The following is a 23,997-nucleotide window of genomic DNA, read 5'->3' on the forward strand; positions in this document are numbered from 1 at the left end:
CACCCCGCCCGGGTGTCGCCTACCAATCCCCCCGAGCGTGGGGGTGGGTGGGCGATAGTGTGCGGGCGTGTGTGGGGGTGTGGATAGTTTCATAGAGTTACGGCGGCCATAGCGGTAGGGAAACGCCCGGTCCCATTCCGAACCCGGAAGCTAAGCCTGCCAGCGCCGATGGTACTGCACTCGACAGGGTGTGGGAGAGTAGGACACCGCCGGAACATCCTTCACGATAGGGGACCCAGAATCTGGGTCCCCTATCGGCGTTTGAGCACCAAACGGTGCTCCGGCGAACTTGCCGTACCCCGCGCCCCACGACGGGTACGTGATTGAATTCGTGGGATACAGACTTTCGCGATACCAAGAAAGGGAGCACCGTGCCGGAACAAAATGACGATCGGAAGCCCTTCCGGCGCGGCGCTCCCGACTCCGGGTCCGGCCGGCGAGATGACAACCAGCAGGACGCGAGTCGGCGCGGCGGCGGGTTCAACCGCCGCGGTGACTCGGGTGGCTCCGGCTCCCGCGACAATACGTCCGACCGAGGCGGTTACCAGCGACGCGAGAGTCCCGGTGGGTTCAACCGCCGGGGTGACAGTGGCGGTTCCGACCAGCGCGGCGGTTCGGGCGAGCGTGGCGGGTTCAGGCGTCAGGAGTCCGGCGACCGGAGTGGTGACACCGGTGGCTTCCGCCGCGGCGGCGACGCACCCAAGCGCGGTGGTTTCCAGCGGCGGGACGAGTCCGCGGATCGGGGCGGTTCCGCAGCCCGAGGCGGATCGGGCGATCGGGGCGGATTCAAGCGCTCCGAGGGCTCCGGTGAACGCGGCGGTTTCAAACGCCGGAGTGATTCCGGAGAGCGGCGCGACGACTCGCGGGGCGGATTCCGCCCCGGCAGCGAGTCCGGCGCGCGCGGCGGATCCGATCGTGGCGATTCCCGCGGTGGATTCCCCCGTCGCCGGGACGATTTCGGCGATCGAGGCGATGCGCGCCGCGATGAACCGGGCGAGCGTGGCGGGTTCAAGCGTCGTGGCGACTCCGGCGAGCGCGGTGACGCGGGGCGGCGAGGGGCGTCCGGATTCCAGCGCCGCGACGACGATCGCCGTGGCCAGGGACCGGATCGCGCGGGGCAGCGCGGCGGCGCGGATCGCGGGGATCGGACCCCGCGCGACGACTCTTCACCGGATCGCCGCCGTGGTGGCGAAGGCGCCCATGTCGGTGGGGGCCGTTCCCTCGACCGTCGTCCGCCGCGGCCGGAGGAACCCGATCTGCCGGACGAGGTGCAGGCATCCGATCTGGATTCCGCCGTGCGGCGGGACCTGCTCAGTTTGGACAAGGGGAATGCGGAGACGGTCGCCCGGCACCTGGTGATGGCGGTGCGCTTGGTCGACGACGATCCCGGCCTCGCTCTTGCCCATGCCAGGGCCGCGCGGCAGCGGGCCGGGCGGATCGCGGTCGTCCGCGAGACCGCGGGAGTGGTGGCCTACCACGCCGGCGAATGGGCGGAGGCCTTGTCGGAGCTGCGCACGGCGCGCCGGATGTCCGGTGGTTCCGGGCTGCTGGCCGTCATGGCCGACTGCGAGCGTGGCTTGGGCCGTCCCGAACGCGCTATCGAGCTCGGTCGCAGCGATGAGGCGCGTGCCCTGCGCGGTGACGATGCCACCGAACTGCGTATGGTCGTCGCGGGCGCACGAATGGACCTCGGCCAGTACGACCAAGCCGTCGTGACCTTGCAGACCTCTGATCTCGACCCGTCCAGGACCGGCTCCGCCGCGGCCCGCCTCTTCTACGCCTACGCCGACGCCCTCGTCGCCGCGGGCCGCACCGACGAGGGCCTCACCTGGTTCCTCAACGCCGCCTCGGCCGACCTCGACGGAGACACGGACGCCGAAGAACGCGCCGCCGAACTGACGGGCGACAGCGACATCTGAACCTGTCGCCGATCGCGGTTGCCCCGCCCCGTGGGTGGCCGGTACCCGAGGGCGGTTGCCTGCGCCCAGTGCCGGGCACGTGGACAGACGGTTGGAGATGCCGTACTGACGGGCGACAGCGACATCTGAACCTGTCGCCGATCGTGGTTGCCGCGCCCCGTGGGGTGGCGGGCTCCTGAGGACGGTTGCCTATGCCCAGTGCGAGGCACGTGGATAGATGGCTCGGGATGTGGCCGGGAGTCCGCGCCTGCGGGAATTTCGCCGCGGTGGCGAGCAGGGCCGATCGGATCATCGCGGTGGCCGCGATCATGAACTCGTGATCTGCGAATCTATGCTGGGGCGCTTGGGATCCGGTGCGGCCGGAGTGGCTGACGCCACGTCTGTCCGGTCCACGCGTCGGCGTAGTGTCGAGTGTCTCGGATCTGCCGAGCGGACGGGCTGCCGGAGGGCCCGGCGGTGATGGGTCGGCGCGGCCGATCGGCGACACGGAGTGAGAGTGGTGTGAAGCGACTACGAGATCGCTACCGAGCCCTGCTGCTCGACCTGGACGGCACGCTGTATCGCGGGCACGAGGTGATCGAGGGAGCGCCGGAGGCACTCGCCGCGGATGGGCAGGCGGACCGGCGATTGGTGTACGTCACGAACAATGCCAGCCGTGGGCCGCAGGTCGTGGCCGCGCATCTGTCCGAACTCGGCTTCGCCGCGACCGCGGACGACGTGGTGACCAGCGCACAGGCGGCGGCGCGGTTGCTGGCCGAGCGGCTCGACCGTGGCGCGCCGGTCCTGGTCGTCGGCACCGACGACTTGGCCGCCGAGGTGGAGGCTGTCGGGTTGCGACCGATCCGGCGCTCCGACGGCGACGCGCCCGCCGCTGTGGTGCAAGGACATTCACCGCACACCGCGTGGCCGGACCTCGCCGAAGCCGCCTACGCCCTGCGCGCGGACGCACTGTGGGTCGCGGCGAACACCGACCGGACGTTGCCGAACGAACGCGGTCTCGCGCCGGGTAACGGTGCGATGGTCGCCGCGCTGTGCGTCGCCTCCGATCGGGAGCCGATCGTCGCGGGCAAGCCGTATGCGCCCCTGATGGAGGACGCGCTCGTCCGGGCCGGTTCCCGTTCCGCCCTGGTGGTGGGCGACCGGCTGGACACCGATATCGAGGGCGCCAACCGGGTCGGCCTCGACTCGTTGCTGGTGCTCACCGGTGTCAGCACCATCGATGAACTGCGCAAGGCCCCGGACGGGCAGATCCCGACCTATGTCGCCGACTCGCTCGACGCCCTCAACCACGCGGCCGTAGCCGCCGAGCCGGAAGCCGACCCCGGCGAGATGCTGCGGCGGAACCCGGGACGAGCTGTGACGGTCCGCGCGTCCGATTCGGAAATCCGATAGCGTTGACCCACGATGACTAGTCCTATACCTCGTCCGAACGGTCCCGGCTCCGCCGGTGCGCAAGGTCCCCGCCCCGGGGTCCCGCTGCCCGGTCAGCACCTGCCGGGTACGCAAGGCCGTCCGGAGCCTGCCGACCCGGATCGAATCCGCGGCGAGGTCGACAGCCTGCTCGCCGAACTCGACCGCCCCGGCCGGGCAGCCCCGGCGACCGACAGCGCCGAGGCAGGCGTCGACATCACCCGCCGCGCTCGCATCCTGGAGCAGGCACATGAGGTGCTGGTACAGGCCCTGGCCACGGTGGACAAGATCTGAGGTGGCCAGGCGCGCACGGGTGGACGCGGAACTGGTTCGCCGCGGATTGGCGCGATCGCGAGAACACGCGGTCGAGCTGATCGGCGCGGGCCGCGTCCTGATAGCTGGAACGGTCGCGGTGAAGGCGGCGACCGCGGTGGAGGCGGGCACGCCGCTGGTGGTCCGCGAGGAGCCCGACGAGGTGTCCTGGGCCTCGCGCGGCGCGCACAAACTGCTCGGCGCGCTGGCGCGGTTCGAGCCGGACGGGTTGTCGGTGGCGGGCAAGCGCTGCCTGGACGCGGGCGCCTCCACCGGCGGTTTCACCGACGTCCTGCTGGCCGGGCGAGCACGGGAGGTCGTAGCCGTCGATGTCGGGTACGGCCAGCTGGTGTGGCGCCTGCGCACCGACGAGCGGGTGCGGGTGTTCGACCGGACCAACGTGCGCAACCTGTCGCCCGAAACCATCGGCGGCGCGGTCGAAGTGGTGGTGAGCGACCTGTCCTTCATTTCGCTGAGCCTGGTGCTTCCCGCGCTGGCCGCCTGCGCGGCGCCCGGCGCCGATCTGCTGCCCATGGTGAAACCGCAGTTCGAGGTCGGCAAGGAACGCGTCGGGTCCGGCGGCGTGGTGCGTGATCCCGCGCTGCGCGCCGACGCGGTGCGCACGGTGGCGGCGGCGGCCGCGGAGCTGGGCATGCGCACCGCCGGTGTCGTGGCGAGCCCGTTGCCGGGCCCTTCCGGCAATGTCGAATACTTCTTGTGGCTGCGCAACGACGGGCCGTTCGAATACGACGCCGAACAGGTCGCCGCGCTGGTCGAGCGTGCGGTTGAGGAGGGTCCACAGTGAACGCGCCGGCCCAACCCTGCGGCAGGGAGATCTTGCTGGTCTCCCACCCCGGCCGCGCGGAGATCATCGAGACCGCCCACCGGGTGGCGAAGATCTTCGCGGACGCGGGCATCTGCCTGCGCGTGCTCGCCGACGAGGCGGACAGCACGCGCTTCGCCGCCGAGCCGGGCGGCTACCCCGTACGCGTGGTCGAGCACAGCCCGGACGCGGCGGTCGGCTGCGAGATGGTGCTCGTGCTCGGCGGCGACGGAACGTTCCTGCGCGCGGCCGAACTGGCGCGCCCGGCGGGGGTGCCGGTGCTGGGAATCAACCTCGGCCGCATCGGGTTTCTCACCGAAGCCGAGGCCGAGAACTTGGACGAGGCGCTCGCACAGGTGGTGCGTCACGATTACACCATCGAGCATCGGATGACCATCGACGTCACCGTCCGGGTCGAGGACGAGGTGGTCGAGAGCGGTTGGGCACTGAACGAAGCGAGCATCGAAAACGCCTCGCGCATGGGTGTACTCGAAGTGGTGCTGGAAGTCGACGGCCGCCCGGTGTCGTCGTTCGGCTGTGACGGCATCCTCATCTCGACGCCGACCGGGTCGACCGCCTACGCCTTCTCCGCGGGCGGTCCGGTGGTGTGGCCGGAACTCGAAGCCTTGCTGGTGATCCCGAGCAATGCCCACGCCCTGTTCGCGCGGCCGCTGGTGACCAGCCCGGATTCGCGTATCGCGGTCGAGTCTGTGGCGACCGGACACGATGCGATAGTTTTCCTGGACGGCAGGCGCACGCTCGCACTCCCCAGCGGTGGCCGGGTCGAGGCGGTTCGCGGCGCTCGACCGGTGCGCTGGGTGCGGCTGGACTCCGCACCGTTCGCCGACCGGATGGTGCGCAAGTTCCAATTGCCCGTGACAGGCTGGCGTGGCCGACGGCGAACGGAGAGCACACGTGCTGACAGAGATCAGGATTGACGGGCTTGGCGTCATTTCCACCGCGACCGCGCAGTTCCATGCGGGACTGACCTGCCTGACCGGCGAGACCGGCGCGGGCAAGACCATGGTGGTGACCAGCCTTCATCTGCTCAGCGGTGCCCGCGCGGACGCGGGCCGGGTCCGGCTCGGCGCCTCCCGCGCGGTGGTGGAGGGCCGGTTCACCATCGACGACGTCAACGACGCGGCGCGCGCCGAGGTCGCGCGGGTGCTGGAAGCGGCCGCGGCCGAGCAGGACGACGACGGCAGCGTCATCGCGATCCGCACGGTCGGCAGCGATGGGCGCTCCCGCGCGCATCTCGGTGGCCGCGGTGTGCCCGCCTCGGTGCTCGCCGATTTCACCGCGCCTGTGCTGACCGTGCACGGCCAGAACGATCAGCTGCGTTTGCAGCGCCCCGACCAGCAGTTGTCGGCGCTGGACCAGTTCGCGGGCGACACCGTGGGCGCTCTGCTGCGCAAATACCAGGTGCTGCGCCGATCATGGCTCGACGCCCGCACCGAGCTGCTCGAACGCACCGCGCGCAGCAGGGAATTGGCCCTCGAGGCCGAGCGGCTCGAGCACTCGTTGAAGGAAATCGACGCCATCGCGCCCGAACCCGGCGAAGACGTGCGCATCGTCGACGAGGTGCGCAGGCTGAGTGATCTGGATTCGCTGCGGGAGGCGGCGGCCACCGCGCACGACGCGCTGGCCGGACCCGCCGAAGCGCCCGAAGACGGTTCCGGCGCCCTGGAAGCGCTCGGCGCCGCCCGCGCCCGCATCGAAGCCGCCGACGACCCGGCGCTGGTCGCGCTCGCGCCGCGCCTGGCCGAGGCCATCGCCGTGGTGGTGGACGTGACCACCGACCTGAGCGGATACCTTTCGGACCTGCCGTCCGATCCGGGAGCGCTGGATTCACTGCTCACCAGGCAGGCCGAATTGAAGACGCTGACCCGCAAGTACGCACCCGACATCGACGGTGTGCTGGCCTGGGCGGAGGAGGCGCGCACCCGGCTCGGCTCGCTCGACGTCTCCGAGGAGGCGCTGGGCAAACTGGCCGCGGAAGTGGACACCGCCGCTGAACGGGTGCGGGAGGCGGCGAAGAAGCTGAGCGCGGCGCGGAGCAAAGCGGCGGGGAAGCTGGCGGCCGCGGTGAGCGCCGAGCTGGGCGGCCTGGCGATGGGCAAGGCGCGTCTGGAGGTCGAGGTGCGGCCGTTGCTCGCGGGAGCGCAGGACTCGGCGCCGCTCACCGTCGACGGGCGGGAATTGCACGCAGGCGCGACGGGCACCGATGAGGCCGAGTTCCGGCTGGCGGCGCATTCGGGCGCGCAGTCGTTGCCGTTGAGCAAGAGCGCGTCGGGTGGTGAACTGTCGCGCGTGATGCTGGCGCTGGAAGTGGTGCTCGCCGGTTCTGATCACGGAGCGACCATGGTGTTCGACGAGGTCGACGCGGGCGTCGGCGGGCGAGCCGCGGTGGAGATCGGCCGCAGGCTGGCCCGGCTGGCGCGCACCCACCAGGTCATCGTGGTGACGCATCTGCCGCAGGTCGCGGCGTTCGCCGACACCCACCTCGTGGTCGACAAATCCGACGACGGAAAGGGCGCTGTCAACAGCGGCGTCCGGGCTCTCACCAATGACGAGCGGGTGGTCGAGCTGGCGCGCATGCTGGCCGGTCTCGACGACACCGAGACCGGCCGCGCGCACGCGGAGGAACTGCTGGCGACGGCACGCGCCGAGAAGGCGGGCGCCGAGGTGGCCGCGCGCTGAGCGCGCCGGTCAGCGCACCGCCTTCTGCGCACCCTTGATGAACGTGCCGATCAGGTTCTTGAGGCCGAATTCGAGCACCTTGGCGGGCACCGGCAGGGACGGGTCCGATTCCATGGTGTAGGAGACCAGGGTGCCGTTGTCGGCGTCGGCGAAGGTGACGATGCCGACGTGCCGCTTCACCGGCGCGCCCTTGACGATCTTGTACTCCATCCGCTCACCGGGCACGAGGTTGGTGATCTCCTCGGTGACGCCGACCGGGCCGAGGCCGATCAGGTGCTGCGCGCCGACGCCTTCTCGCTCGGTCAGGCCGGGCTTGACCAGCTTGACCTGGACGGGGATGTAGGGGCTGATGCTCTCGCGGTCGGCGAAGAGCCGGTACACGACCTCGCGCGGGGCGGCGATGACGGCGTCGACGGTGGTGCTGGCCATGAAATCTCCTCTTCCAGTTACGTGTGACCGGCAGCATATAGCTACAGCGGGCGCGGCTCGGTGATCGTGTCGTCCGCATCACAATCGGCGGCGAGCCGCCCGCGTGGTCGGCTCTACCGAGCCGGTGCGGTGGAGGCGATAGGAGCCGGGGTCGGCGTGAGGTAGCGGCTGTCGTCACGGAAACGGTATGTCGAACTACGGATGGCATCCGTGAAACGACGGGTAGTAGTGCGGTGCTCGCTGTCGGCTGCGATTGAGAGTGTACGCGCCCGAGGGTGGTTCGATTCGGCAAACAGGGTCTCGATCAGGGTATTTCGAAATCACCCCTCTGAGTCGTACCCGATTGGTGTCCGCAATGTCCGATTCCTGATCTACTATTGAACTCAGTAGATGAACGGCGGATGAATTCCGTCGGATAGCGGGAAGCACCGAGGCGAAGGGGCCATCATGTGCAGCGTTCTCCCAAGGATCAGGACGGGCGAAGCGCGGCGCCCCGGGCCGGTGTCCGGGCCCGACCGGAAATCATCGAAGAAGAGGGTATTCGTGCTGATCGTCGCCGGTCTCGCCGCGGGGACGGTGGCCGCGGCGGGCGGGGCGGCCGCCGAGTCGTTGTCCGGCTCCGACCACTCCGGTCGTTCGGGTTCGCAGGGCGACTCTACGGGGTGGCATGCGATCGATCCGTTCGGATATCAGCACTCCGATCCGAATCCACTGCGGCAGAACGAGCATCAGCATGCGCTGCGCGAGTATCACCGGCGGAACAAGCCCCGTCCGGACGAGAGTAGTGCCGGAAACGGCGCCGGGGAATCGGCGTGGACGCGCACGCAGCGGCCGGACGGCAATGGCTGGACCGTGTGCCGCCCGCAGGCGAAGTGGTGCTGATCGATGATCGAGACGCGAGCTGTCGGCGGCGGCGCCGAAACGCGGGGATGTCTACCAGGTGGTCACCCATCGGGACGGCACCATGTCCTGGAGGGCCGCCGCTGCGATCGAGCAGTGGCGCTTCGACCCGGGCGTGACCGGTCCGGCGAAGTCGTGGCGCTCGGCGAGTCTGTGCGACGACGGCAATCCGACCTGATCCGACCGGCTGGTCGCGCATGGGTAGCAACAGATTTGCTTCCTGCTGGAGCGGGAGGGCTTATGTGTGTCCCAGCGGATCGGCGAACTATTCGCGCCCTGATAGCTGGCGCTGCTGCTTCTTCGGAGGCCAGGTCTCACATCGGGTAAGTGGGCCCATTTGCAAAGTTTCCCAGTGAGTGATCTGACCTGATGTGTGGGCATCTTCCGGGTGAGTGCGAGCGACAGTGTGGATCGGATTGCCAATAGGTAACGCAGAGGCGTCATGCGCTCGGTGAGACGGCGCGCCTCCACCAATGGTTGAGAGTTTGCGCTCATCATCGCCCCATGAGGATGCCGGCGCTGTTGTCGCGAAACACCGAAACGCTGCCTGGTCTGATCGGGACGGCCCGGGTCGACCGCAACACCCGGCGGCTGCTCGGCCGGGTCGGACCGGGCGACATCGTCGTCCTCGACGAGATGGACCTCGACCGGATGACCGCCGACCGGTTGGTCGAGGCCCGCGTCGGCGCGGTGATCAACACCTCGCCGTCCATCTCCGGTCGCTACCCGAACCTCGGCCCCGAGGCGCTCGTGGCCCACGGGATCCTGCTGCTGGACACGGTGAGCTCGGATGCGTTCAAGAAGATCAAGGACGGTGTGAAGGTCCGCGTCGTCGACGGTGTGGTCTACGCCGACAAGCTGATCAAGAAGGAGCCGGAGGTCCTCGTCGAGGGCATCGAACTCACCGAGACCGCCATCGCGGAGCGTATGCTCGAGGCGCGCAACGGCCTGGCCGATCACCTCGAGGCGTTCGCGGGCAACACCATCGAGTTCATCCGCACCGAGAGCGCGCTGCTCATCGACGGGTTCGGCGTTCCGGAGCTGGATCTGGTGATGAAGCACCGGCACGTGGTGGTCGTCGCCGACGGCCCGGGGCACGCCGAGGATCTGCAGCGGCTCAAGCCGTTCATCAAGGAGTACACCCCGATCCTGATCGGCGTCGGCCGTGGCGCCGACACCCTGCGCAGGCGGGGATACCGGCCCGACGTCATCGTGGGCGACCCCGAGGAGATCACCAGCGCCACCATGAAATGCGGCGCCGAGGTGATCCTGCCCGCCGATACCGACGGGCACGCCAAGGGACTCGAACGCATCCAGGACCTGGGCATCGGTGCGACGACCTTCCCCTCCTCGGGTTCGGCCGCCGATCTGGCGCTGCTGCTGGCCGACCATCACGGCGCCGCGCTGATCGTCACCGCGGGAGCGCCCGCCTCGCTCGACGATTTCTTCGACCGCGGCCGTCGCGACAGCAATCCGGCCACCTTCCTCACCCGGCTCAAGGTCGGTACGAAGCTGATGGACGCGCAGGCGGTGGCCACCCTGTACCGCAACCGCGTGTCCGGAGTCGCCGTCGCGCTGGTGGTGCTCGCCGCGCTGGTCGCGGTGATCGTCGTGTTGCTGGCGTCCAACAGCGGCGGGGACGTCGTGGATTGGGGTGTGGACGCCTGGAACCGCCTCGCGCGATGGGCGCAGGGGCAAGCCGGATCGCTGGAATTCTGAGGAGAACGATGATTTCGCTGCGCCAGCACGCCGTCTCGATCGTCGCGATCTTCCTCGCGCTCGCGATCGGTGTGGTGCTCGGATCCCAGACGCTCGCGGCCGACCTGCTGTCGGCCTTGCGGGCGGACAAGTCCGACCTGCGCCAGCAGGTCGACGTCCTGACCGAGCAGAACCGGCGGCTCGGCGAGCAGGCCGTGGCCGCCGATCGGTTCATCGCCGGGTCGTCGGGCCGCATTCTCGGCGGCGCGCTCGCCGACCGCAGCGTCGTCGTGTTCACGACCCCGGACGCCGATCCCGGAGACGTCGACGCGGTGACCAAGGCGCTCGAGGTCGCCGGCGCGGGCGTCACCGGCCGGATCGCGCTCACCGAGGCGTTCGTCGACGCCACCGAGGGCGACCGGATGCGCTCGGCCGTCACGAACGTCATCCCGGCCGGGGCGCAGCTGCGGACCGGCGCGGTGGATCAGGGCAGTATGGCCGGTGATCTGCTCGGCTTGGTGCTCCTGCTCGACCCGGCCACCGGGCAAACCCGGAGCACCCCGGAGGAGCTCGGGCTGGTCCTGGAGACTCTGCGCGGCGGCGGCTTCCTCGCCTACGGCGAAACGCCGGTGCGGCCCGCGCAGCTCGCGGTCGTGATCACCGGCAACGGCGTCGCTGCCGCCGAGAACGGCGTGGGCGCCAACAGCGCGCGTTTCGCGGGCGCCCTGCGTGGCCGCGGTGCGGGAGTGGTCCTCGCGGGCCGTGCGGGTGCCGCCGACCGGCAGGGGCCGATCGCCGTGGTCCGCGCCGACGCCGCGCTCGCGGCCCAGGTGAGCACCGTCGACAATCTCGAGCGGGACCTCGGCCGGGTCACGACCGTGCTTGCGCTCGGTGAGCAGCTCAACGGCGGCGCGGGGCGCTACGGCACCGGTGCCGAGGCCACCGCGCTCACTCTGGCCGCGGTTCCGGGCTGACCGGGCGCGAGGCCGCCGGTGGACGTCCGGAGGGATGCGGGGACGCGACCCGGCTCACACTTCGGCTCCGAGTGCTCTGATCGCCCTTCCGGCGATCGGCGGGCAAACGTGCGTGGCATTCGAACGGACGGGCGGATCCGTGTTACCGTGAAGACCCGTGGGTCAAACACGGATTCAGGCGCGAACGGCCACGAAGCACATCTTCGTCAGCGGTGGTGTCGCCTCCTCATTGGGTAAAGGTCTTACCGCCTCCAGCCTCGGTCAGCTGCTGACGGCGCGTGGGCTGCGCGTCACGATGCAGAAACTCGACCCGTACTTGAACGTCGATCCCGGCACGATGAACCCCTTCCAGCACGGCGAGGTGTTCGTGACCGAGGACGGGGCGGAGACCGACCTGGACGTCGGCCACTACGAGCGTTTCCTCGATCGGGACCTGTCCCGGGACGCGAATGTGACCACCGGGCAAATCTATTCGTCGGTCATCGCCAAGGAGCGCCGCGGCGAGTACCTCGGCGACACGGTGCAGGTGATCCCGCATATCACCGACGAGATCAAGAACCGGATCCTCGCCATGCGCGGCCCGGATCTGCAGGGCCAGACCCCGGACGTGGTGATCACCGAGATCGGCGGCACCGTCGGCGACATCGAGTCACAGCCGTTCCTGGAGGCCGCCCGCCAGATCCGCCACGACGTCGGTCGCGACAACGTCTTCTTCCTGCACGTGTCGCTGGTGCCCTACCTCGCGCCCTCCGGTGAGCTGAAGACCAAGCCGACCCAGCACTCGGTGGCGGCGCTGCGCAATATCGGTATCCAGCCCGACGCGCTGATCCTGCGCTGTGACCGCGAGGTCCCGCAGGCGCTGAAGAGCAAGATCGCCCTGATGTGCGACGTCGAGGTGGACGCGTGCATCTCCACGCCGGACGCGCCGTCGATCTACGACATCCCGCGCGTGCTGCATCGGGAGGGCCTGGACGCCTATGTGGTGCGCAGGCTGGGCCTGCCGTTCCGCGACGTGGACTGGACGGTGTGGGGCGACCTGCTCGACCGCGTGCACTCGCCGCGCGAGACGGTCGAGGTCGCGCTGGTCGGCAAGTACGTCGACCTGCCCGACGCCTACCTCTCGGTCACCGAGGCGCTGCGCGCGGGCGGGTTCGCCTCGCGCGCCAAGGTGAACATCCGCTGGGTGCCCTCCGACGAGTGCGAGACCCCCTCCGGCGCCCAGCACGCGCTGCGTGACGTGGACGCCGTCCTGATTCCCGGCGGCTTCGGCATCCGCGGCATCGAGGGCAAGGTCGGCGCGATCCACTACGCGCGCACCCGCGGCATTCCGCTGCTCGGCTTGTGCCTGGGGTTGCAGTGCGTCGTGATCGAGGCGGCGCGCAGGGTGGGGCTGGCGGAGGCCAACTCGGCCGAGTTCGAGCCGGATACGCCGCATCCGGTCATCTCCACCATGGCCGACCAGGAGCGGGCCGTGGCCGGTGAGGCCGATCTCGGCGGCACCATGCGGCTGGGCGCCTACCCGGCGACCCTGGAGAAGGGCTCGGTCGTCGCCCAGGCCTACGGCAGCGAACAGGTCTCCGAGCGTCATCGCCACCGCTACGAGGTGAACAACGCCTACCGCGACAAGATCGCGCAGAGCGGGTTGAAGTTCAGCGGCACCTCGCCGGACGGGCACCTGGTCGAGTTCGTGGAGCTGCCCGCCGACGTGCATCCGTTCTTCGTCGCCACACAGGCGCACCCGGAGTTGAAGAGCCGCCCCACGCGCCCGCATCCGCTGTTCGCGGCGCTCATCTCGGCGGCACTGCGATACAAGGCGGCCGAACGGCTCCCGGTGGACATCCCGGGCGAAGAACTGGCGGGTGCGGCGGAACAGGCGTAGCGGCATGACCGACGGGGGCGCTGCCGAGCCGGGCAGCCACGACTTCGAGACAGTTTCCACCGAGACCGTGTACAGCGGCGCGATCCTCGCGTTGCGGCTCGACCAGGTGCGCATGCCGGGCGGCCGGGTCGTCGAGCGGGAAGTGATCGAGCACCACGGCGCCGTCGCCGTGGCCGCGATCGATGACGACGGCAATGTGGTGCTGATCAATCAATATCGTCACCCGATCAGCAGGCGGCTGCTCGAACTGCCCGCCGGTCTGCTCGACGTGCCCGGCGAGGATCCACTGCTCGCGGCCCGCCGCGAGCTGGCCGAGGAAACCGGGTTGGCCGCCAGGGAATGGTCGGTGCTGGTGGACGTGGCGCTCTCGCCCGGGTTCACCGACGAAGCGCTGCGGGTGTACCTGGCGCGCGGTCTGTACGAAACCGACCGTCCGGAGCCGGAATTCGAGGAGGCGGATCTGGAAGTGGTCCGCATGCCGGTCGACGCGGCGGTCCGCGCGGCGCTGAGCGGCGAGATCGTCAACGCCACGGCGGTCGCGGGCGTGCTCGCGCTGGCGGCCGCGCAGGCGGGCGGCATCGAGTTGCGGCCGCCGGACGCCCCCTGGGACGGTCAGCCCACGACCTTCCTGCGCCGCAAGGCGGCCGAGAAGTCCGGGGACTGACCGGACGTGCTCGGTCGCGAGCTCGACGCCTATCTCGACCACCTCGCCGTCGAGCGCGGCGTCGCGCCCAACACATTGGGCGCCTACCGGCGTGACCTCGGTCGCTATCTGGATTTCCTGTCCGGGCGGGGCATCCGCTCGCTCGACCGGGTCGCCGAGTCCGATGTCGCCGAGTTCACCATGGCGCTGCGCTCGGGCGATCGAGGGCACCCGCCGCTGGCGGCGAGTTCGGTGGCCCGCGCGCTGATCGCGGTGCGCGGCTGGCATCGCTTCGCCGCCGCGGAGGGGCTGACCGACACCGACGTGGCGCACGCGGTGAAGCCGCCCGCGCCGGGGCGCAGGTTGCCCAAGGCGCTGCCCTACGACCAGGTGCTGCGATTGCTGGAGGCGGCGGGCGGTGGCTCGGGGGATCCCGCGGCGGGTGTCGACGGCGGCCCGCGCGGCTTGCGCGACCGCGCGCTGCTGGAAATGCTGTATTCCACCGGCGCCCGCATCTCGGAAACGATCGGATTGGACGTCGACGATCTCGACCTCGAGGAACGGTCGGTCGTGCTGCGCGGCAAGGGCGGCAAACAGCGCCTGGTGCCGATCGGACGGCCCGCCCTCGCCGCCGTGGACGCCTACCTGGTCCGGGGACGGCCTGTGCTGGCCGCGCGGGGAAAGGGCAGCGCCGGGGCCCTCTTCCTGAATGCCCGCGGCGCCCGGCTGTCCCGGCAGAGCGCCTGGCAGGTCCTGCACACCGCCGCCGAACGCGCGGGCATCGCGGCGGCGGTGTCGCCGCACACGCTGCGCCACTCCTTCGCCACCCATCTGCTCGACGGTGGCGCCGACGTCAGGGTGGTGCAGGAATTGCTCGGCCACGCCTCCGTGACCACGACCCAGATCTACACCCTGGTCACGGTCAACACCTTGCGCGAAGTCTGGGCTACCGCACACCCGCGCGCCCGGTGAGGTCTTCGCGTTTCGCGGCCCACCGTGACGCGAGACGAGTTGACCGGCAAAGTCTTTCGGGGCAAAGGTGGCCTGGTGGTGCTTGCGCCGGGCGCCGTGCACGCCTTCGGCGCCGCCGCCGACGGGCCCGCGGAGTTCCTGGCTGTGCGCACACCCGGTATCGTCCGCTTCGAATACTTCCGGCGACTCGGCCGGATCGCGCGCGGGGAGGCGGACTGGGGCAGCATGATCGAATGGCGCGATGGCGTTGACCAGCGCCGGACGAACACGCCGCGCGCAGGCGCGGCACTCGAGTGCCGTCAAGCGGTAGCGTCTATCCAGAGCTGGACCGCACGAAAGCGAGGTCGGCCCTGATCGGCCTCGCTACGCTCGGCGAGGCAACGGGCAGGAACGTATAAGGAGCAGCGGATCGTGACGACAGCCGGAGCGGCAGAGCCGCCGATGGGTGCTGGGGCGGAGCCGCTTACGGGCTCGCGACCGGGTCCGTACTCGGACGCCGCGGCGGAAACGCTGTGGGGCCACGGAGTCGAGCCGGTCCCCGAGGACGCGACGCTCGGCCCGACCGGACGACCGTTGCGGCTGGTGCCGGACCCACCGCCGGTCGGCGAGCACGGTGACGCGTTGATCGTGGCCATGTGCAACCAGAAGGGCGGGGTCGGCAAGACCACCTCCACCATCAATCTCGGTGCCGCGCTGGCCGAATACGGCCGGCGGGTGCTGCTTGTCGACCTGGACCCGCAGGGTGCGCTGTCGGCCGGTCTCGGCGTCGCCCACCACGATCTCGACTCGACCGTGCACGACCTGCTCATCGGTTCCAAGGTGTCCATCGATGACGTGCTGATGCAGACGCGGGTCCCGAACATGGACCTGCTGCCGAGCAACATCGACCTCTCCGCCGCGGAGATCCAGCTCGTCAACGAGGTGGGCCGGGAGCAATCGCTGGGCCGCGCGCTGGAGCCGGTGCGCAACCGCTACGACTACATCCTCATCGACTGCCAGCCTTCGCTGGGCCTGCTCACGGTCAACGCCCTGGCCTGCTCGGACGGCGTGATCATCCCGATGGAGTGCGAGTACTTCTCGCTGCGCGGGCTCGCGCTGCTCAATGACACCGTCGAGAAGGTGCGGGACCGGCTGAACCCGCGGTTGAGCCTGTACGGAATAGTGGTCACCATGTTCGACTCTCGACTGCTGCATTCCCGCCAGGTCATGGCGCGCGTCGTCGAGGTGTTCGGTGAGCTGGTCTACGACACCGCCATCGCGCGCACCGTCCGTTTCCCGGACGCCAGTGTCGCGGGCGAGCCCATCACCACATGGGCGCCGAAATCGAGTGGCGCCGAAGCGTATCGGTCGATGGCCAGGGAAGTCATCCACCGATCCGGCCGGTGAGCGGCCGCTCCGACCCCTCGTCTGCGTCCCACCACAACCCGTCCGGCCAGGGGTCTTCCCCGGCCGGATCGACCTCCACACCGGACGACCGCGAGCCCGCTGCCGCCGGGCCGGACCCGACCGCTCCGGGGAACGCACCCGCACTCGGTAACGCGGCAGCCGCGTTCATCGCGGCGGGCCGGGACGCGGCGCCCGCGCGCCCGCACCCGGCCGTCGTCGGGGGCGTCGCCGGACCGACCGCTCCGGAATCGGACCGCGACGCCCCACCTTCCCGGGACAGTGCGGACGAATCGGGCACGCAGCGCACCGAGGCGGTCGCGCGGGAGGTCTCCGAGGCGAACGCCGCCCGGGCCGCCGACGCGGACATACCGGACGCTGCACCGGAGCTGGTCGGACCAGGGGCGGAGATGGTCGGTCCAGGGGTGGACGCACTCCGTCCCATGTCGGAGGTATCCGGCTCCGACCGGCAGACACGCGGTCCCGTGCCTGAGGTATCCGGCCTGGAGGCACCCGGCTCGGACCGGGGGACACGCGGTCCGGTGCCTGAGGTATCCCCCTCCGACCTGGAGGCATCCGGCTCCGTGCCCGACGCACCCGGTGCTGCTTCGGCCACCCCCGGCGCCGAGCCGGACCCGCGGCCGGGGAAGCAGGCGCAGGCGGACGAGCCGCAGGCGTCCGGGTTCCATCTGCGGCTGAGCAACTTCGAGGGGCCGTTCGACCTGCTGCTGACCCTGATCAGCTCGCGCAAGCTGGACGTCACCGAGGTGGCGCTGCACAAGGTCACCGACGAGTTCATCGCCTACACCAAGGCGCTGACCGCGAGCATGGCGCGGCAGAACACGTTGCGTGCGGACAAGATCCTGGATCAGACCACCGAATTCCTGGTCGTCGCCGCCACGTTGCTCGATCTGAAGGCGGCACGGCTGCTGCCGTCCGGGGAGATGACCGATGCCGAGGACCTCGAGCTACTCGAGGCGCGCGACCTGCTGTTCGCCCGGCTGCTGCAATACCGCGCGTTCAAGCAGGTCGCCGAACTGCTCGGGGAGCTGGAGGCGGCCGCGCTGCGCCGGTATCCACGCGCGGTCGGCCTGGAGGAGCGCTACGCGGGCCTGCTGCCCGAGGTTAGGCTGGGTGTCGGGGCGGCCGAGTTCGCCGAGATCGCCGCGGCGGCCTTCCGGCCCCGTCCGGTACCCAAGGTCGGGCTCGACCACTTGCACACGCACGCGATTTCGGTGGCCGAGCAGGCGGCACTGGTGCTGGAGCGGCTCAAACAGCGTGGTGCGGGCGCGTGGACCTCCTTCGGCGAGCTGGTCGCGGACTGCGAGCTCCCGGTGCAGATCGTCGCCCGCTTCCTGGCGCTGCTCGAGCTGTATCGCGGCAAGACGATCGAGTTCGACCAGCCCGATCCGCTCGGCCCCTTGGCGGTCAGCTGGATCGGCGACGAGGCCGCGCAACAGACGGACACCGTGACAATCGAGGAGGACTACGGGTGAGCGAGCACAGCGCGCGACCGCGCCCGGACCGCGGCGAGGGGCAGTCGTGAGTGAGGCAGTGGTGGAACTCACCCCCGAGCCGCTGGAGGACGCCGATCTGCGTTCGGCGCTGGAGGCCATGCTGCTGGTCGTCGACGCTCCCGCGCCGGTGGACCAGCTCGCGGCCGCCCTCGGCGACAGCCCGCAGCGGGTCGAGCACACCCTGCGTGCGATGTCCGCCGAGCTGTCGGCGCGGTCCAGCGGGATAGATCTGCGTTTCGTCGGTGACGGCTGGCGCTTCTATACTCGCAGCGAGTACGCGCCGTATGTGGAACGGATGCTGCTCGACGGCTCCCGATCGAAACTGACCCGGGCGGCGTTGGAAACACTGGCGGTGGTGGCATACCGTCAGCCGGTGACCAGGACCAGGGTCAGTGCGGTGCGTGGCGTGAACGTCGACGGGGTGATGCGCACCCTGCTGGCCAGGGGCTTGATCGCCGAGGCAGGCGCCGACCCGGAGACCAACGGGACGCTGTATCGCACCACCGAGCTGTTCCTGGAACGGATCGGGCTCGCTTCGCTGAGCGACCTGCCGCCACTGGCGCCCCTGCTTCCGGGCGTCGACCTGATCGATGAGATCAACGAGAGCCTGGAGACGGACCCCCGTTACACCAGGTCGAGGAAACCCGCCGAGGCCGATTTGGACCTCGGTACCGCAGAGTGACAGGACATCATGAATACGCCCGCTCGCCGAGATGGCACACCGGATCGTAGGAAACGCGGCGCACAGCCCGAACGGGGCGGCGCGAGCCGCAACTCGGGTTCGCGCGACGCCCGTTCGGCCCAACGGGGCACGAGCGCCCGTGGCGCCCAGCAGTCGGGCGCCGGCCGCGGATCCACCCAGCGCGGATCGGCGCAGGCGCCGAGCCCGCAGCGACACCCGGCCCCGGCCGGCAAGAAGAAGCCCAAGCCGCAGCGGCAGGTCACAGCGCCGCCGCTGCTGAGCAACGCCAAGCCCGCGCGCCACCAGAACGTGGAGCCCGACGCGTCCGGCGGTCACGCCAAACTCCCCTGGGGCGAGGGGGAGCGGTTGCAGAAGGTCCTCGCCAAGGCGGGCGTCGCGTCGCGGCGGGCCGCCGAGGAGATGATCGCGCAGGGCCGCGTCGAGGTCGACGGCACGATCGTGCGCGAGCAGGGCCTGCGCATCGACCCGCAGCACGCCGTGGTGCGCGTCGACGGCACCCGCGTGGTGGTGCGCGAGGAACTGGTGCACGTCGCGCTGAACAAGCCCAAGGGCTGGCAGTCCACCATGTCCGACGATTTGGGGCGCCCCTGCGTCGGCGACATCGTGGCGGAGCGGATCGCCGCTGGTCAGCGCCTGTTCCATGTCGGAAGGCTTGATGCCGACACCGAAGGCCTGCTGCTGCTCACCAACGACGGCGATCTGGCGCACCGGCTCATGCACCCGTCCTTCGAGGTATCGAAGACCTACCTGGCCACGGTGCAGGGTGAGGTGAACAACCGCGCGGTCGGCAAGCGGTTGAAGGAAGGCGTCGAACTGGAGGACGGTCCCGCGAAGGTCGACCGCTTCCAGGTGCTCGAGCTGGGGGAGGGACGTTCCCTGGTGAAGATCGTGTTGCACGAGGGGCGCAAGCACATCGTGCGCCGCCTGCTCGACGCGGTGGGCCATCCGGTCGTCCGGCTGGTCCGCACGAATATCGGCCCGGTCGCGCTCGGCGACCAACGGCCCGGCACGTTGCGGGTGCTCGGCCGCGATGAGATCGGCAAACTCTACGAGGCGGTGTCGTTGTGAACGGTGTGGAGATCCCGGTGCAGGCGCCGGCGCGGCCGGCCGGCACGAGCCCGCTGGTGGTCGCCATGGACGGGCCGTCGGGCACCGGGAAGTCGAGCGTCTCGCGGCGCCTGGCCACCCGCCTCGGCGCCCGCTACCTCGATACCGGCGCGATGTACCGGGTGGCGACGCTGCGCGTGCTGCGCGCGGGCATCGAGCTGACCGACACCGCCGCCATCGCCGCCGCGGTCAAGGAACTGCCGCTGTCCATCGGCACCGATCCCAGCCGCGAGGTGATCGAGCTCGACGGGGAGGACGTGCGCTCGGAGATTCGCGGCGACGCCGTCACCAAGGCCGTGTCCGCGGTGTCCGCGGTGCCCGAGGTGCGTGACCTGCTCGTCGCCATGCAGCGCGACATCACGGCGGCCGCGGGACGGATCGTGGTGGAGGGCCGCGATATCGGCACCGTCGTGCTGCCCGCCGCGGACGCCAAGATCTACCTGACCGCGTCCGCCGAGGCGCGAGCGAACCGGCGCAATCAGCAGAACATCGCCGAGGGCAGGGGCGACGACTACGCGGCCGTGCTCGCCGATGTGCAGCGCCGCGACACCCTCGACTCGACCCGCAAGGTGTCCCCGCTGCGCCCGGCCGAGGACGCGGTGGGCGTCGACACCAGCGAAATGTCCATGGACGAGGTCATCGACGAGCTGTATCGCGTTGTCGCGCAGCAGGTCTCGGCGTACCAGACCGGAGGTGACCGATGAACGAGGACGTGCTCGCCGGCGACGGCGTGTGGAGCGACGAGGCCGACTGGGAGCTGGCCGAACTCGAGGGCGAATTCGAGGACCGAGCGCACGTCGCGATGCCGACGCTCGCGGTGGTCGGCCGCCCGAACGTGGGCAAATCGACGCTGGTGAACCGGATTCTCGGCCGCCGCGAGGCGGTCGTGGAAGACATTCCCGGCGTGACCCGCGACCGCGTGTCCTACGAGGCGAATTGGGCGGGCCGCCGTTTTCTCGTGCAGGACACCGGTGGCTGGGAGCCCGACGCGAAAGGGCTGCAGCAATCGGTGGCCCGACAGGCCGAACTGGCCATGCAGACCGCCGACGCGATCCTGCTCGTGGTCGACGCCGTCGTGGGCGCCACCGCGACCGACGAGGCCGCGGTGCGGAAACTGCGCCGCTCCGCCGTCCCGGTCATCCTGGTCGCCAACAAGGTCGACGACCAGCGGGTGGAAGCGGAAGCGGCGGCGCTGTGGTCGCTCGGGCTCGGCGAGCCGCGCATGGTCAGCGCCGCGCACGGCCGCGGCACCGGCGATCTGCTCGACGACGTGCTCGCGGTGCTCCCCGAGACGCCGCGCGAAGGGACCGCCGGTGTCGGCCCGCGTCGTGTGGCGCTGGTCGGCAAGCCGAACGTCGGCAAGTCGAGCCTGCTGAACAAGCTGGCAGGCGACGAGCGTTCGGTGGTGCACGATGTCGCGGGCACCACGGTCGACCCGGTCGACTCCCTCGTCGAGTTGGGCGGCAAGATCTGGAAATTCATCGATACCGCCGGGTTGCGCCGCAAGGTGAGCAATGCCAGCGGCACCGAGTTCTACGCCTCGCTGCGCACCAAGTCGGCACTGGAGGCGTCGGAGGTGGCGATCATGCTGATCGACGCCTCGCAGCCGATCACCGAGCAGGATCTGCGGGTGATCAGCATGGTCGCCGATTCCGGGCGGGCGCTGGTGCTGGCGTTCAACAAGTGGGACCTGGTCGACGAGGATCGCCGTCTGCAGCTGGACCGCGAGGTCGACCGCGATCTGGTCCGGGTGCCGTGGGCGCAGCGGGTGAACATCTCCGCGCACACCGGCCGCGCGGTGCAGAAGCTGGTGCCCGCCATGGAGACCGCACTCGAGTCCTGGGACAAGCGCATCTCGACGGGCAGGCTCAACACCTGGCTGAAGGAAGTGATCGCCGCGACCCCGCCGCCGATGCGCGGCGGCAGGCTGCCCCGCGTGCTGTTCGCCACCCAGGCGACCACCCGGCCGCCCACGTTCGTGCTGTTCAGCACCGGCTTCCTGGAGGCGGGCTACCGGCGCTTCCTGGAACGCAGGTTGCGCGAGGAGTTCGGCTTCGACGGCTCGCCGGTGCGCATCTCGGTGCGGGTGCGGGAGAAGCGGGATCGCAAGAAGTAGAGAGCGGTTGGCTAACTATTAGCGATCAATTTCGGCAGTACGCGTTGGAAAAAGTTACCTAATGGGAGGCCTTATCTTCTCGGATCGATGACGATCCGCGCGTAGCGGTGCGATTGTGGCAAATGGCTGGCATCATCCGCTTATGGCCATTCCCAGCGTGCTGCCGGAACCACCGGCCGTCCTGACTCCGTTCGAGACGGGATGGCCGGTGCGGCTCGCCGATACCGATCGCGACCAGCGGCTGCGGCTCGACGGTGTCGCGCGCTACCTGCAGGACGTCGGCTACGACCATCTCGATGTCCTGGAGGACGGCGACATCCATCGGCTGTGGGTGATCCGCAGGACGGTGGTCGACGCGCTGAAGCCGCTCGCGTTCGGTGAGGCGGCCACCCTGCGGCGCTGGCCCTCGGCGACCTCCACCCGGTGGTGCACGATGCGGGTCCAGATCTGCGGCAGCGCGGGCGGGCTGGTGGAGACCGAGAGCTTCCTGATCCATTTCGGCACCGAATCGGGGGTCCCCGCCCGGATGAGCGACCGGTTCCTCGCACCGATGCTGGCCTGCACGACCGAGCATCGGCTGCGCTGGAAAGCCGAACTCGCCGATCCCATGCCCGCCGCAGGGGACCCCGGCGTCGAGATCAGGCGTTTTCCGCTGCGAGCGACCGACATCGACCTGCTCGACCACATGAACAACGCGGTCTACCTCACCGCGCTCGAGGAAGTGCTCGCCGATCACACCGAACTCAAGTCCGGCCCGCACCGCGTGGTGGTCGAGTACGGCAAGCCGGTGCGGTCGGGCGAGGACGTCGAGCTCGTGGCCCGGTGCACCGACTCCAGCCTGGATGTCTGGTTCGCGGTCGGCACCGACTGCCGGGCGATCGCCCGCGTCACCCCACGCTAGCGGGCCAGTTCCTCGACGGTGGCGTGGGCGCCCCTGGTGCGCAGGCTGTCCAGCGCGGCCAGATACGCGGTCACGAACCGGGGATGATCGATCAGGTCGCCGAACAGCGAGCGCTCGCCGAGGAAGGCGGTGGGCTGTCGGCGTTGGCGCCGCGCGAGGGGAGTCAGCCGGTCACGCAGCCGGTCCACGATCTCGATCTTCGCCCCGTCCTCGTCGACACCCTCGGCATAGCGCGCCCAGCTCGCGACGACCGCCGCCGCGCAGTCGATCTCGCCGCCGGTGGCGAGCTGCGCCCGGACCACCGGCAGCAGCCACTTCGGGATCCGGTCGGAGGATTCCGCGCACAGCCGGGCGATGGTGTCACCGATCGCGGGGTTGGCGAACCTGTCCAGCAGCGTGCGCTTGTAGGCGTCCAAGTCGACCCCGGGCACCGGTCGCAGCGTCGGTGTCGCCTCGGCGTCCATGTAGCGCAGCAAGAAGCGCCGGAAGACCGGATCCTGTGCGGCTTCGTGGACGAGCCGGTAGCCGCTCAGATATCCGAAGTAACACAGCGCTTGGTGGCTCGCGTTCAGCAACCGCAGTTTCATCAGTTCGTACGGGGTGACGTCGTCGACGAGCTGCACCCCGACTTCCTCGAAGGCCGGGCGGCCGAGTCCGAACGAATCCTCCAGCACCCACTGCGCGAACGGCTCGGTCACCACCGGCCAGCGGTCGAGGAGCCCGTACCGCCGCTCGACCTCGCCGGTCGCCCCGGCGGGAGTCACCGGGGTGATCCGGTCCACCATCGAATTCGGGAAGCGCACCTGCTCCGCCACCCAGGATCCGAGCCCGGGATCGCGCAGGCTGGCGAACGCGCCGAACATCCGGCGCGCGACGTCGCCGTTGCCCTCGATGTTGTCGCAGGACAGCACGGTGAACGGCGCGAGACCCGCTGATCGGCGCCGCGCCAGCGCTTCGGTGACGAGCCCGAAAACGGTGGCGGGTGGGGCGCTCCCGGCGAGATCGGCGCGGATGCCGGGGTCGTCGGCGTCGAATTCGCCGGTGTCGGCGGCGATGTGGTAGCCGCCCTCGGTGATGGTGAGCGAGACGATCCGGGTGGCCGGATCGGTGAGCTTCGCCACGACGGCCTCGGGATCATCGGGCGCGTACCGGTAGTCGACGAGGGAGCCGATCGCGCGCGTGGTCCAGGCGCCGTCCGGCGCGACCGTCGACAACGTGTACAAGCCGTCCTGTGCCCGCAGCACATCGCGCATCCGGCGATCGCCGGGCAGTACGCCGACACCGCAGATGCCCCAGTCCTGCCCGAGTCCGCGCTCGAGCAGGCGGTCGACGTACATCGCCTGGTGCGCTCGATGGAACCCGCCGACCCCGAAATGCGCTATGCCGGTCGAGATCCGGGATCGGTCATAGGTCGGTGTCGAGACGCGACCGGCGAACTCTGTCAAGGTCGCCGCCCGTAAAGGCGTCGCGGCCCGCTCCGCCATCACGCACCTCCCCGTGTTGTGTGGATCACACCATAGTGCAGCGGCGGTTGCGGTCCGGCCCCGGCGTGGCGGAGTCGGCGGCAGCGAGTCCGGCCCGTGGCGCCGTCCGTCGGCGTCGGCCACCCGC

Annotated in this window: 23 protein-coding genes, 1 rRNA gene and 1 pseudogene; 23 read left to right on the top strand and 2 right to left on the bottom strand. The window is 70.1% G+C overall.

Annotation, left to right across the window (positions count from 1 at the left end; translation table 11 throughout):
• The first annotated feature begins 98 nt into the window (after positions 1 to 98).
• The 8 genes and pseudogenes from rrf to recN all read left to right on the top strand — a co-directional run bounded on the left by rrf (position 99) and on the right by recN (position 7,164).
• Positions 99 to 215 (top strand): 5S ribosomal RNA (gene rrf / locus ON29_RS11235).
• Positions 216 to 854: 639 nt separating this feature from the next.
• A pseudogene (locus ON29_RS11240) lies at positions 855 to 1,919 on the top strand (tetratricopeptide repeat protein); the annotation flags it as partial.
• Between the two features lie 191 nt (positions 1,920 to 2,110).
• Positions 2,111 to 2,239, top strand: a complete 129-nt coding sequence (locus tag ON29_RS37460) for a hypothetical protein (protein ID WP_281032526.1) — start codon at positions 2,111 to 2,113, stop codon at positions 2,237 to 2,239.
• A gap of 139 nt (positions 2,240 to 2,378) precedes the next feature.
• Positions 2,379 to 3,311, top strand: a complete 933-nt coding sequence (locus tag ON29_RS11245) for an HAD-IIA family hydrolase (protein WP_083863372.1) — start codon at positions 2,379 to 2,381, stop codon at positions 3,309 to 3,311.
• 12 nt (positions 3,312 to 3,323) lie between these two features.
• Positions 3,324 to 3,623 carry a hypothetical protein gene (locus ON29_RS11250; RefSeq protein ID WP_245548907.1) on the top strand — a complete coding sequence of 100 codons (300 nt, stop codon included), beginning with the start codon at positions 3,324 to 3,326 and terminating at the stop codon, positions 3,621 to 3,623.
• A 1-nt stretch (position 3,624) separates the two neighbouring features.
• A complete protein-coding gene (locus ON29_RS11255) occupies positions 3,625 to 4,446 on the top strand; it encodes a TlyA family RNA methyltransferase (protein WP_040866163.1) in 822 nt (273 codons plus the stop codon).
• Positions 4,443 to 5,402 (top strand): NAD kinase, encoded by a 960-nt coding sequence (locus ON29_RS11260; RefSeq protein ID WP_040866191.1) that lies wholly within the window; start codon positions 4,443 to 4,445, stop codon positions 5,400 to 5,402. The genes ON29_RS11255 and ON29_RS11260 overlap by 4 nt, the downstream gene beginning before the upstream one ends.
• Positions 5,380 to 7,164 (top strand): DNA repair protein RecN, encoded by a 1,785-nt coding sequence (gene recN, locus ON29_RS11265; protein ID WP_040866164.1) that lies wholly within the window; start codon positions 5,380 to 5,382, stop codon positions 7,162 to 7,164. The genes ON29_RS11260 and recN overlap by 23 nt, the downstream gene beginning before the upstream one ends.
• Positions 7,165 to 7,173: 9 nt before the next feature.
• Here recN and ON29_RS11270 read toward each other — a convergent pair whose 3' ends face one another.
• Positions 7,174 to 7,593, bottom strand: a complete 420-nt coding sequence (locus ON29_RS11270; protein WP_040866165.1) for an SRPBCC family protein — start codon at positions 7,591 to 7,593, stop codon at positions 7,174 to 7,176.
• A gap of 543 nt (positions 7,594 to 8,136) precedes the next feature.
• On the opposite strand from ON29_RS11270, the gene ON29_RS11275 reads away from it, so the two are divergent.
• The 15 genes from ON29_RS11275 (at position 8,137) to ON29_RS11340 (ending at position 22,386) form a co-directional block, all read left to right on the top strand.
• The gene (locus ON29_RS11275) at positions 8,137 to 8,475 is read left to right on the top strand and encodes a hypothetical protein (protein ID WP_040866166.1); all 339 of its coding nucleotides are present in this window, start codon (positions 8,137 to 8,139) and stop codon (positions 8,473 to 8,475) included.
• A 58-nt stretch (positions 8,476 to 8,533) separates the two neighbouring features.
• Positions 8,534 to 8,671 carry a hypothetical protein gene (locus ON29_RS35745; protein ID WP_157172741.1) on the top strand — a complete coding sequence of 46 codons (138 nt, stop codon included), beginning with the start codon at positions 8,534 to 8,536 and terminating at the stop codon, positions 8,669 to 8,671.
• 326 nt (positions 8,672 to 8,997) lie between these two features.
• Positions 8,998 to 10,212 carry a putative cytokinetic ring protein SteA gene (steA, locus tag ON29_RS11280; RefSeq protein WP_040866167.1) on the top strand — a complete coding sequence of 405 codons (1,215 nt, stop codon included), beginning with the start codon at positions 8,998 to 9,000 and terminating at the stop codon, positions 10,210 to 10,212.
• Positions 10,213 to 10,220: 8 nt separating this feature from the next.
• Positions 10,221 to 11,165: a copper transporter gene (locus ON29_RS11285; RefSeq protein WP_157172742.1), complete on the top strand. Its 945-nt coding sequence runs from the start codon at positions 10,221 to 10,223 to the stop codon at positions 11,163 to 11,165.
• A gap of 157 nt (positions 11,166 to 11,322) precedes the next feature.
• The gene (gene pyrG, locus ON29_RS11290; RefSeq protein WP_040866169.1) at positions 11,323 to 13,044 is read left to right on the top strand and encodes a CTP synthase; all 1,722 of its coding nucleotides are present in this window, start codon (positions 11,323 to 11,325) and stop codon (positions 13,042 to 13,044) included.
• A 4-nt stretch (positions 13,045 to 13,048) separates the two neighbouring features.
• Positions 13,049 to 13,708 (top strand): NUDIX domain-containing protein, encoded by a 660-nt coding sequence (locus ON29_RS11295; RefSeq protein ID WP_040866170.1) that lies wholly within the window; start codon positions 13,049 to 13,051, stop codon positions 13,706 to 13,708.
• 6 nt (positions 13,709 to 13,714) lie between these two features.
• A complete protein-coding gene (gene xerD, locus ON29_RS11300) occupies positions 13,715 to 14,659 on the top strand; it encodes a site-specific tyrosine recombinase XerD (RefSeq protein ID WP_040866171.1) in 945 nt (314 codons plus the stop codon).
• A gap of 75 nt (positions 14,660 to 14,734) precedes the next feature.
• Positions 14,735 to 15,013, top strand: coding sequence for a hypothetical protein (locus tag ON29_RS33780; RefSeq protein ID WP_157172743.1), 279 nt, complete (start codon positions 14,735 to 14,737; stop codon positions 15,011 to 15,013).
• An 87-nt stretch (positions 15,014 to 15,100) separates the two neighbouring features.
• On the top strand, positions 15,101 to 16,045 hold the full coding sequence (locus ON29_RS11310; protein ID WP_040866172.1) for a ParA family protein: 945 nt from the start codon (positions 15,101 to 15,103) through the stop codon (positions 16,043 to 16,045).
• A gap of 500 nt (positions 16,046 to 16,545) precedes the next feature.
• Positions 16,546 to 17,538, top strand: coding sequence for a segregation and condensation protein A (locus tag ON29_RS11315; RefSeq protein ID WP_373283867.1), 993 nt, complete (start codon positions 16,546 to 16,548; stop codon positions 17,536 to 17,538).
• A gap of 46 nt (positions 17,539 to 17,584) precedes the next feature.
• Positions 17,585 to 18,241, top strand: a complete 657-nt coding sequence (gene scpB / locus ON29_RS11320) for an SMC-Scp complex subunit ScpB (protein ID WP_040866173.1) — start codon at positions 17,585 to 17,587, stop codon at positions 18,239 to 18,241.
• 9 nt (positions 18,242 to 18,250) lie between these two features.
• Positions 18,251 to 19,330 carry a pseudouridine synthase gene (locus tag ON29_RS11325; RefSeq protein ID WP_083863370.1) on the top strand — a complete coding sequence of 360 codons (1,080 nt, stop codon included), beginning with the start codon at positions 18,251 to 18,253 and terminating at the stop codon, positions 19,328 to 19,330.
• Between the two features lie 65 nt (positions 19,331 to 19,395).
• Positions 19,396 to 20,073 carry a (d)CMP kinase gene (gene cmk, locus ON29_RS11330; RefSeq protein ID WP_040866195.1) on the top strand — a complete coding sequence of 226 codons (678 nt, stop codon included), beginning with the start codon at positions 19,396 to 19,398 and terminating at the stop codon, positions 20,071 to 20,073.
• Positions 20,070 to 21,485, top strand: coding sequence for a ribosome biogenesis GTPase Der (der, locus tag ON29_RS11335; RefSeq protein WP_040866174.1), 1,416 nt, complete (start codon positions 20,070 to 20,072; stop codon positions 21,483 to 21,485). The genes cmk and der overlap by 4 nt, the downstream gene beginning before the upstream one ends.
• A 142-nt stretch (positions 21,486 to 21,627) precedes the next feature.
• Positions 21,628 to 22,386 carry an acyl-[acyl-carrier-protein] thioesterase gene (locus ON29_RS11340; RefSeq protein WP_040866175.1) on the top strand — a complete coding sequence of 253 codons (759 nt, stop codon included), beginning with the start codon at positions 21,628 to 21,630 and terminating at the stop codon, positions 22,384 to 22,386.
• On the opposite strand, the gene ON29_RS11345 is transcribed toward ON29_RS11340, so the two are convergent.
• Positions 22,383 to 23,870, bottom strand: coding sequence for a mannitol dehydrogenase family protein (locus ON29_RS11345; protein WP_040866176.1), 1,488 nt, complete (start codon positions 23,868 to 23,870; stop codon positions 22,383 to 22,385). The genes ON29_RS11340 and ON29_RS11345 overlap by 4 nt on opposite strands.
• Positions 23,871 to 23,997: the final 127 nt, after the last annotated feature.

This window comes from Nocardia exalbida NBRC 100660, assembly GCF_000308575.1.
Lineage (GTDB): Bacteria > Actinomycetota > Actinomycetes > Mycobacteriales > Mycobacteriaceae > Nocardia > Nocardia exalbida.

What these genes read in the sequence shown, in the direction of transcription:
- ON29_RS37460 (WP_281032526.1), top strand. Translation starts at nt 2,111, where the DNA reads ATGCCCAGTGCGAGGCACGTGGATAGATGGCTCGGGATGTGGCCGGGA.
- ON29_RS11245 (WP_083863372.1), top strand. Translation starts at nt 2,379, where the DNA reads ATGGGTCGGCGCGGCCGATCGGCGACACGGAGTGAGAGTGGTGTGAAG.
- steA (WP_040866167.1), top strand. Translation starts at nt 8,998, where the DNA reads ATGAGGATGCCGGCGCTGTTGTCGCGAAACACCGAAACGCTGCCTGGT.
- ON29_RS11310 (WP_040866172.1), top strand. Translation starts at nt 15,101, where the DNA reads ATGGGTGCTGGGGCGGAGCCGCTTACGGGCTCGCGACCGGGTCCGTAC.
- der (WP_040866174.1), top strand. Translation starts at nt 20,070, where the DNA reads ATGAACGAGGACGTGCTCGCCGGCGACGGCGTGTGGAGCGACGAGGCC.
- ON29_RS11250 (WP_245548907.1), top strand. Translation starts at nt 3,324, where the DNA reads ATGACTAGTCCTATACCTCGTCCGAACGGTCCCGGCTCCGCCGGTGCG.
- ON29_RS11325 (WP_083863370.1), top strand. Translation starts at nt 18,251, where the DNA reads ATGAATACGCCCGCTCGCCGAGATGGCACACCGGATCGTAGGAAACGC.
- ON29_RS11285 (WP_157172742.1), top strand. Translation starts at nt 10,221, where the DNA reads ATGATTTCGCTGCGCCAGCACGCCGTCTCGATCGTCGCGATCTTCCTC.
- ON29_RS11270 (WP_040866165.1), bottom strand. Translation starts at nt 7,593, where the DNA reads ATGGCCAGCACCACCGTCGACGCCGTCATCGCCGCCCCGCGCGAGGTC.
- ON29_RS11340 (WP_040866175.1), top strand. Translation starts at nt 21,628, where the DNA reads ATGGCCATTCCCAGCGTGCTGCCGGAACCACCGGCCGTCCTGACTCCG.
- ON29_RS11295 (WP_040866170.1), top strand. Translation starts at nt 13,049, where the DNA reads ATGACCGACGGGGGCGCTGCCGAGCCGGGCAGCCACGACTTCGAGACA.
- cmk (WP_040866195.1), top strand. Translation starts at nt 19,396, where the DNA reads ATGGACGGGCCGTCGGGCACCGGGAAGTCGAGCGTCTCGCGGCGCCTG.
- ON29_RS11345 (WP_040866176.1), bottom strand. Translation starts at nt 23,870, where the DNA reads ATGGCGGAGCGGGCCGCGACGCCTTTACGGGCGGCGACCTTGACAGAG.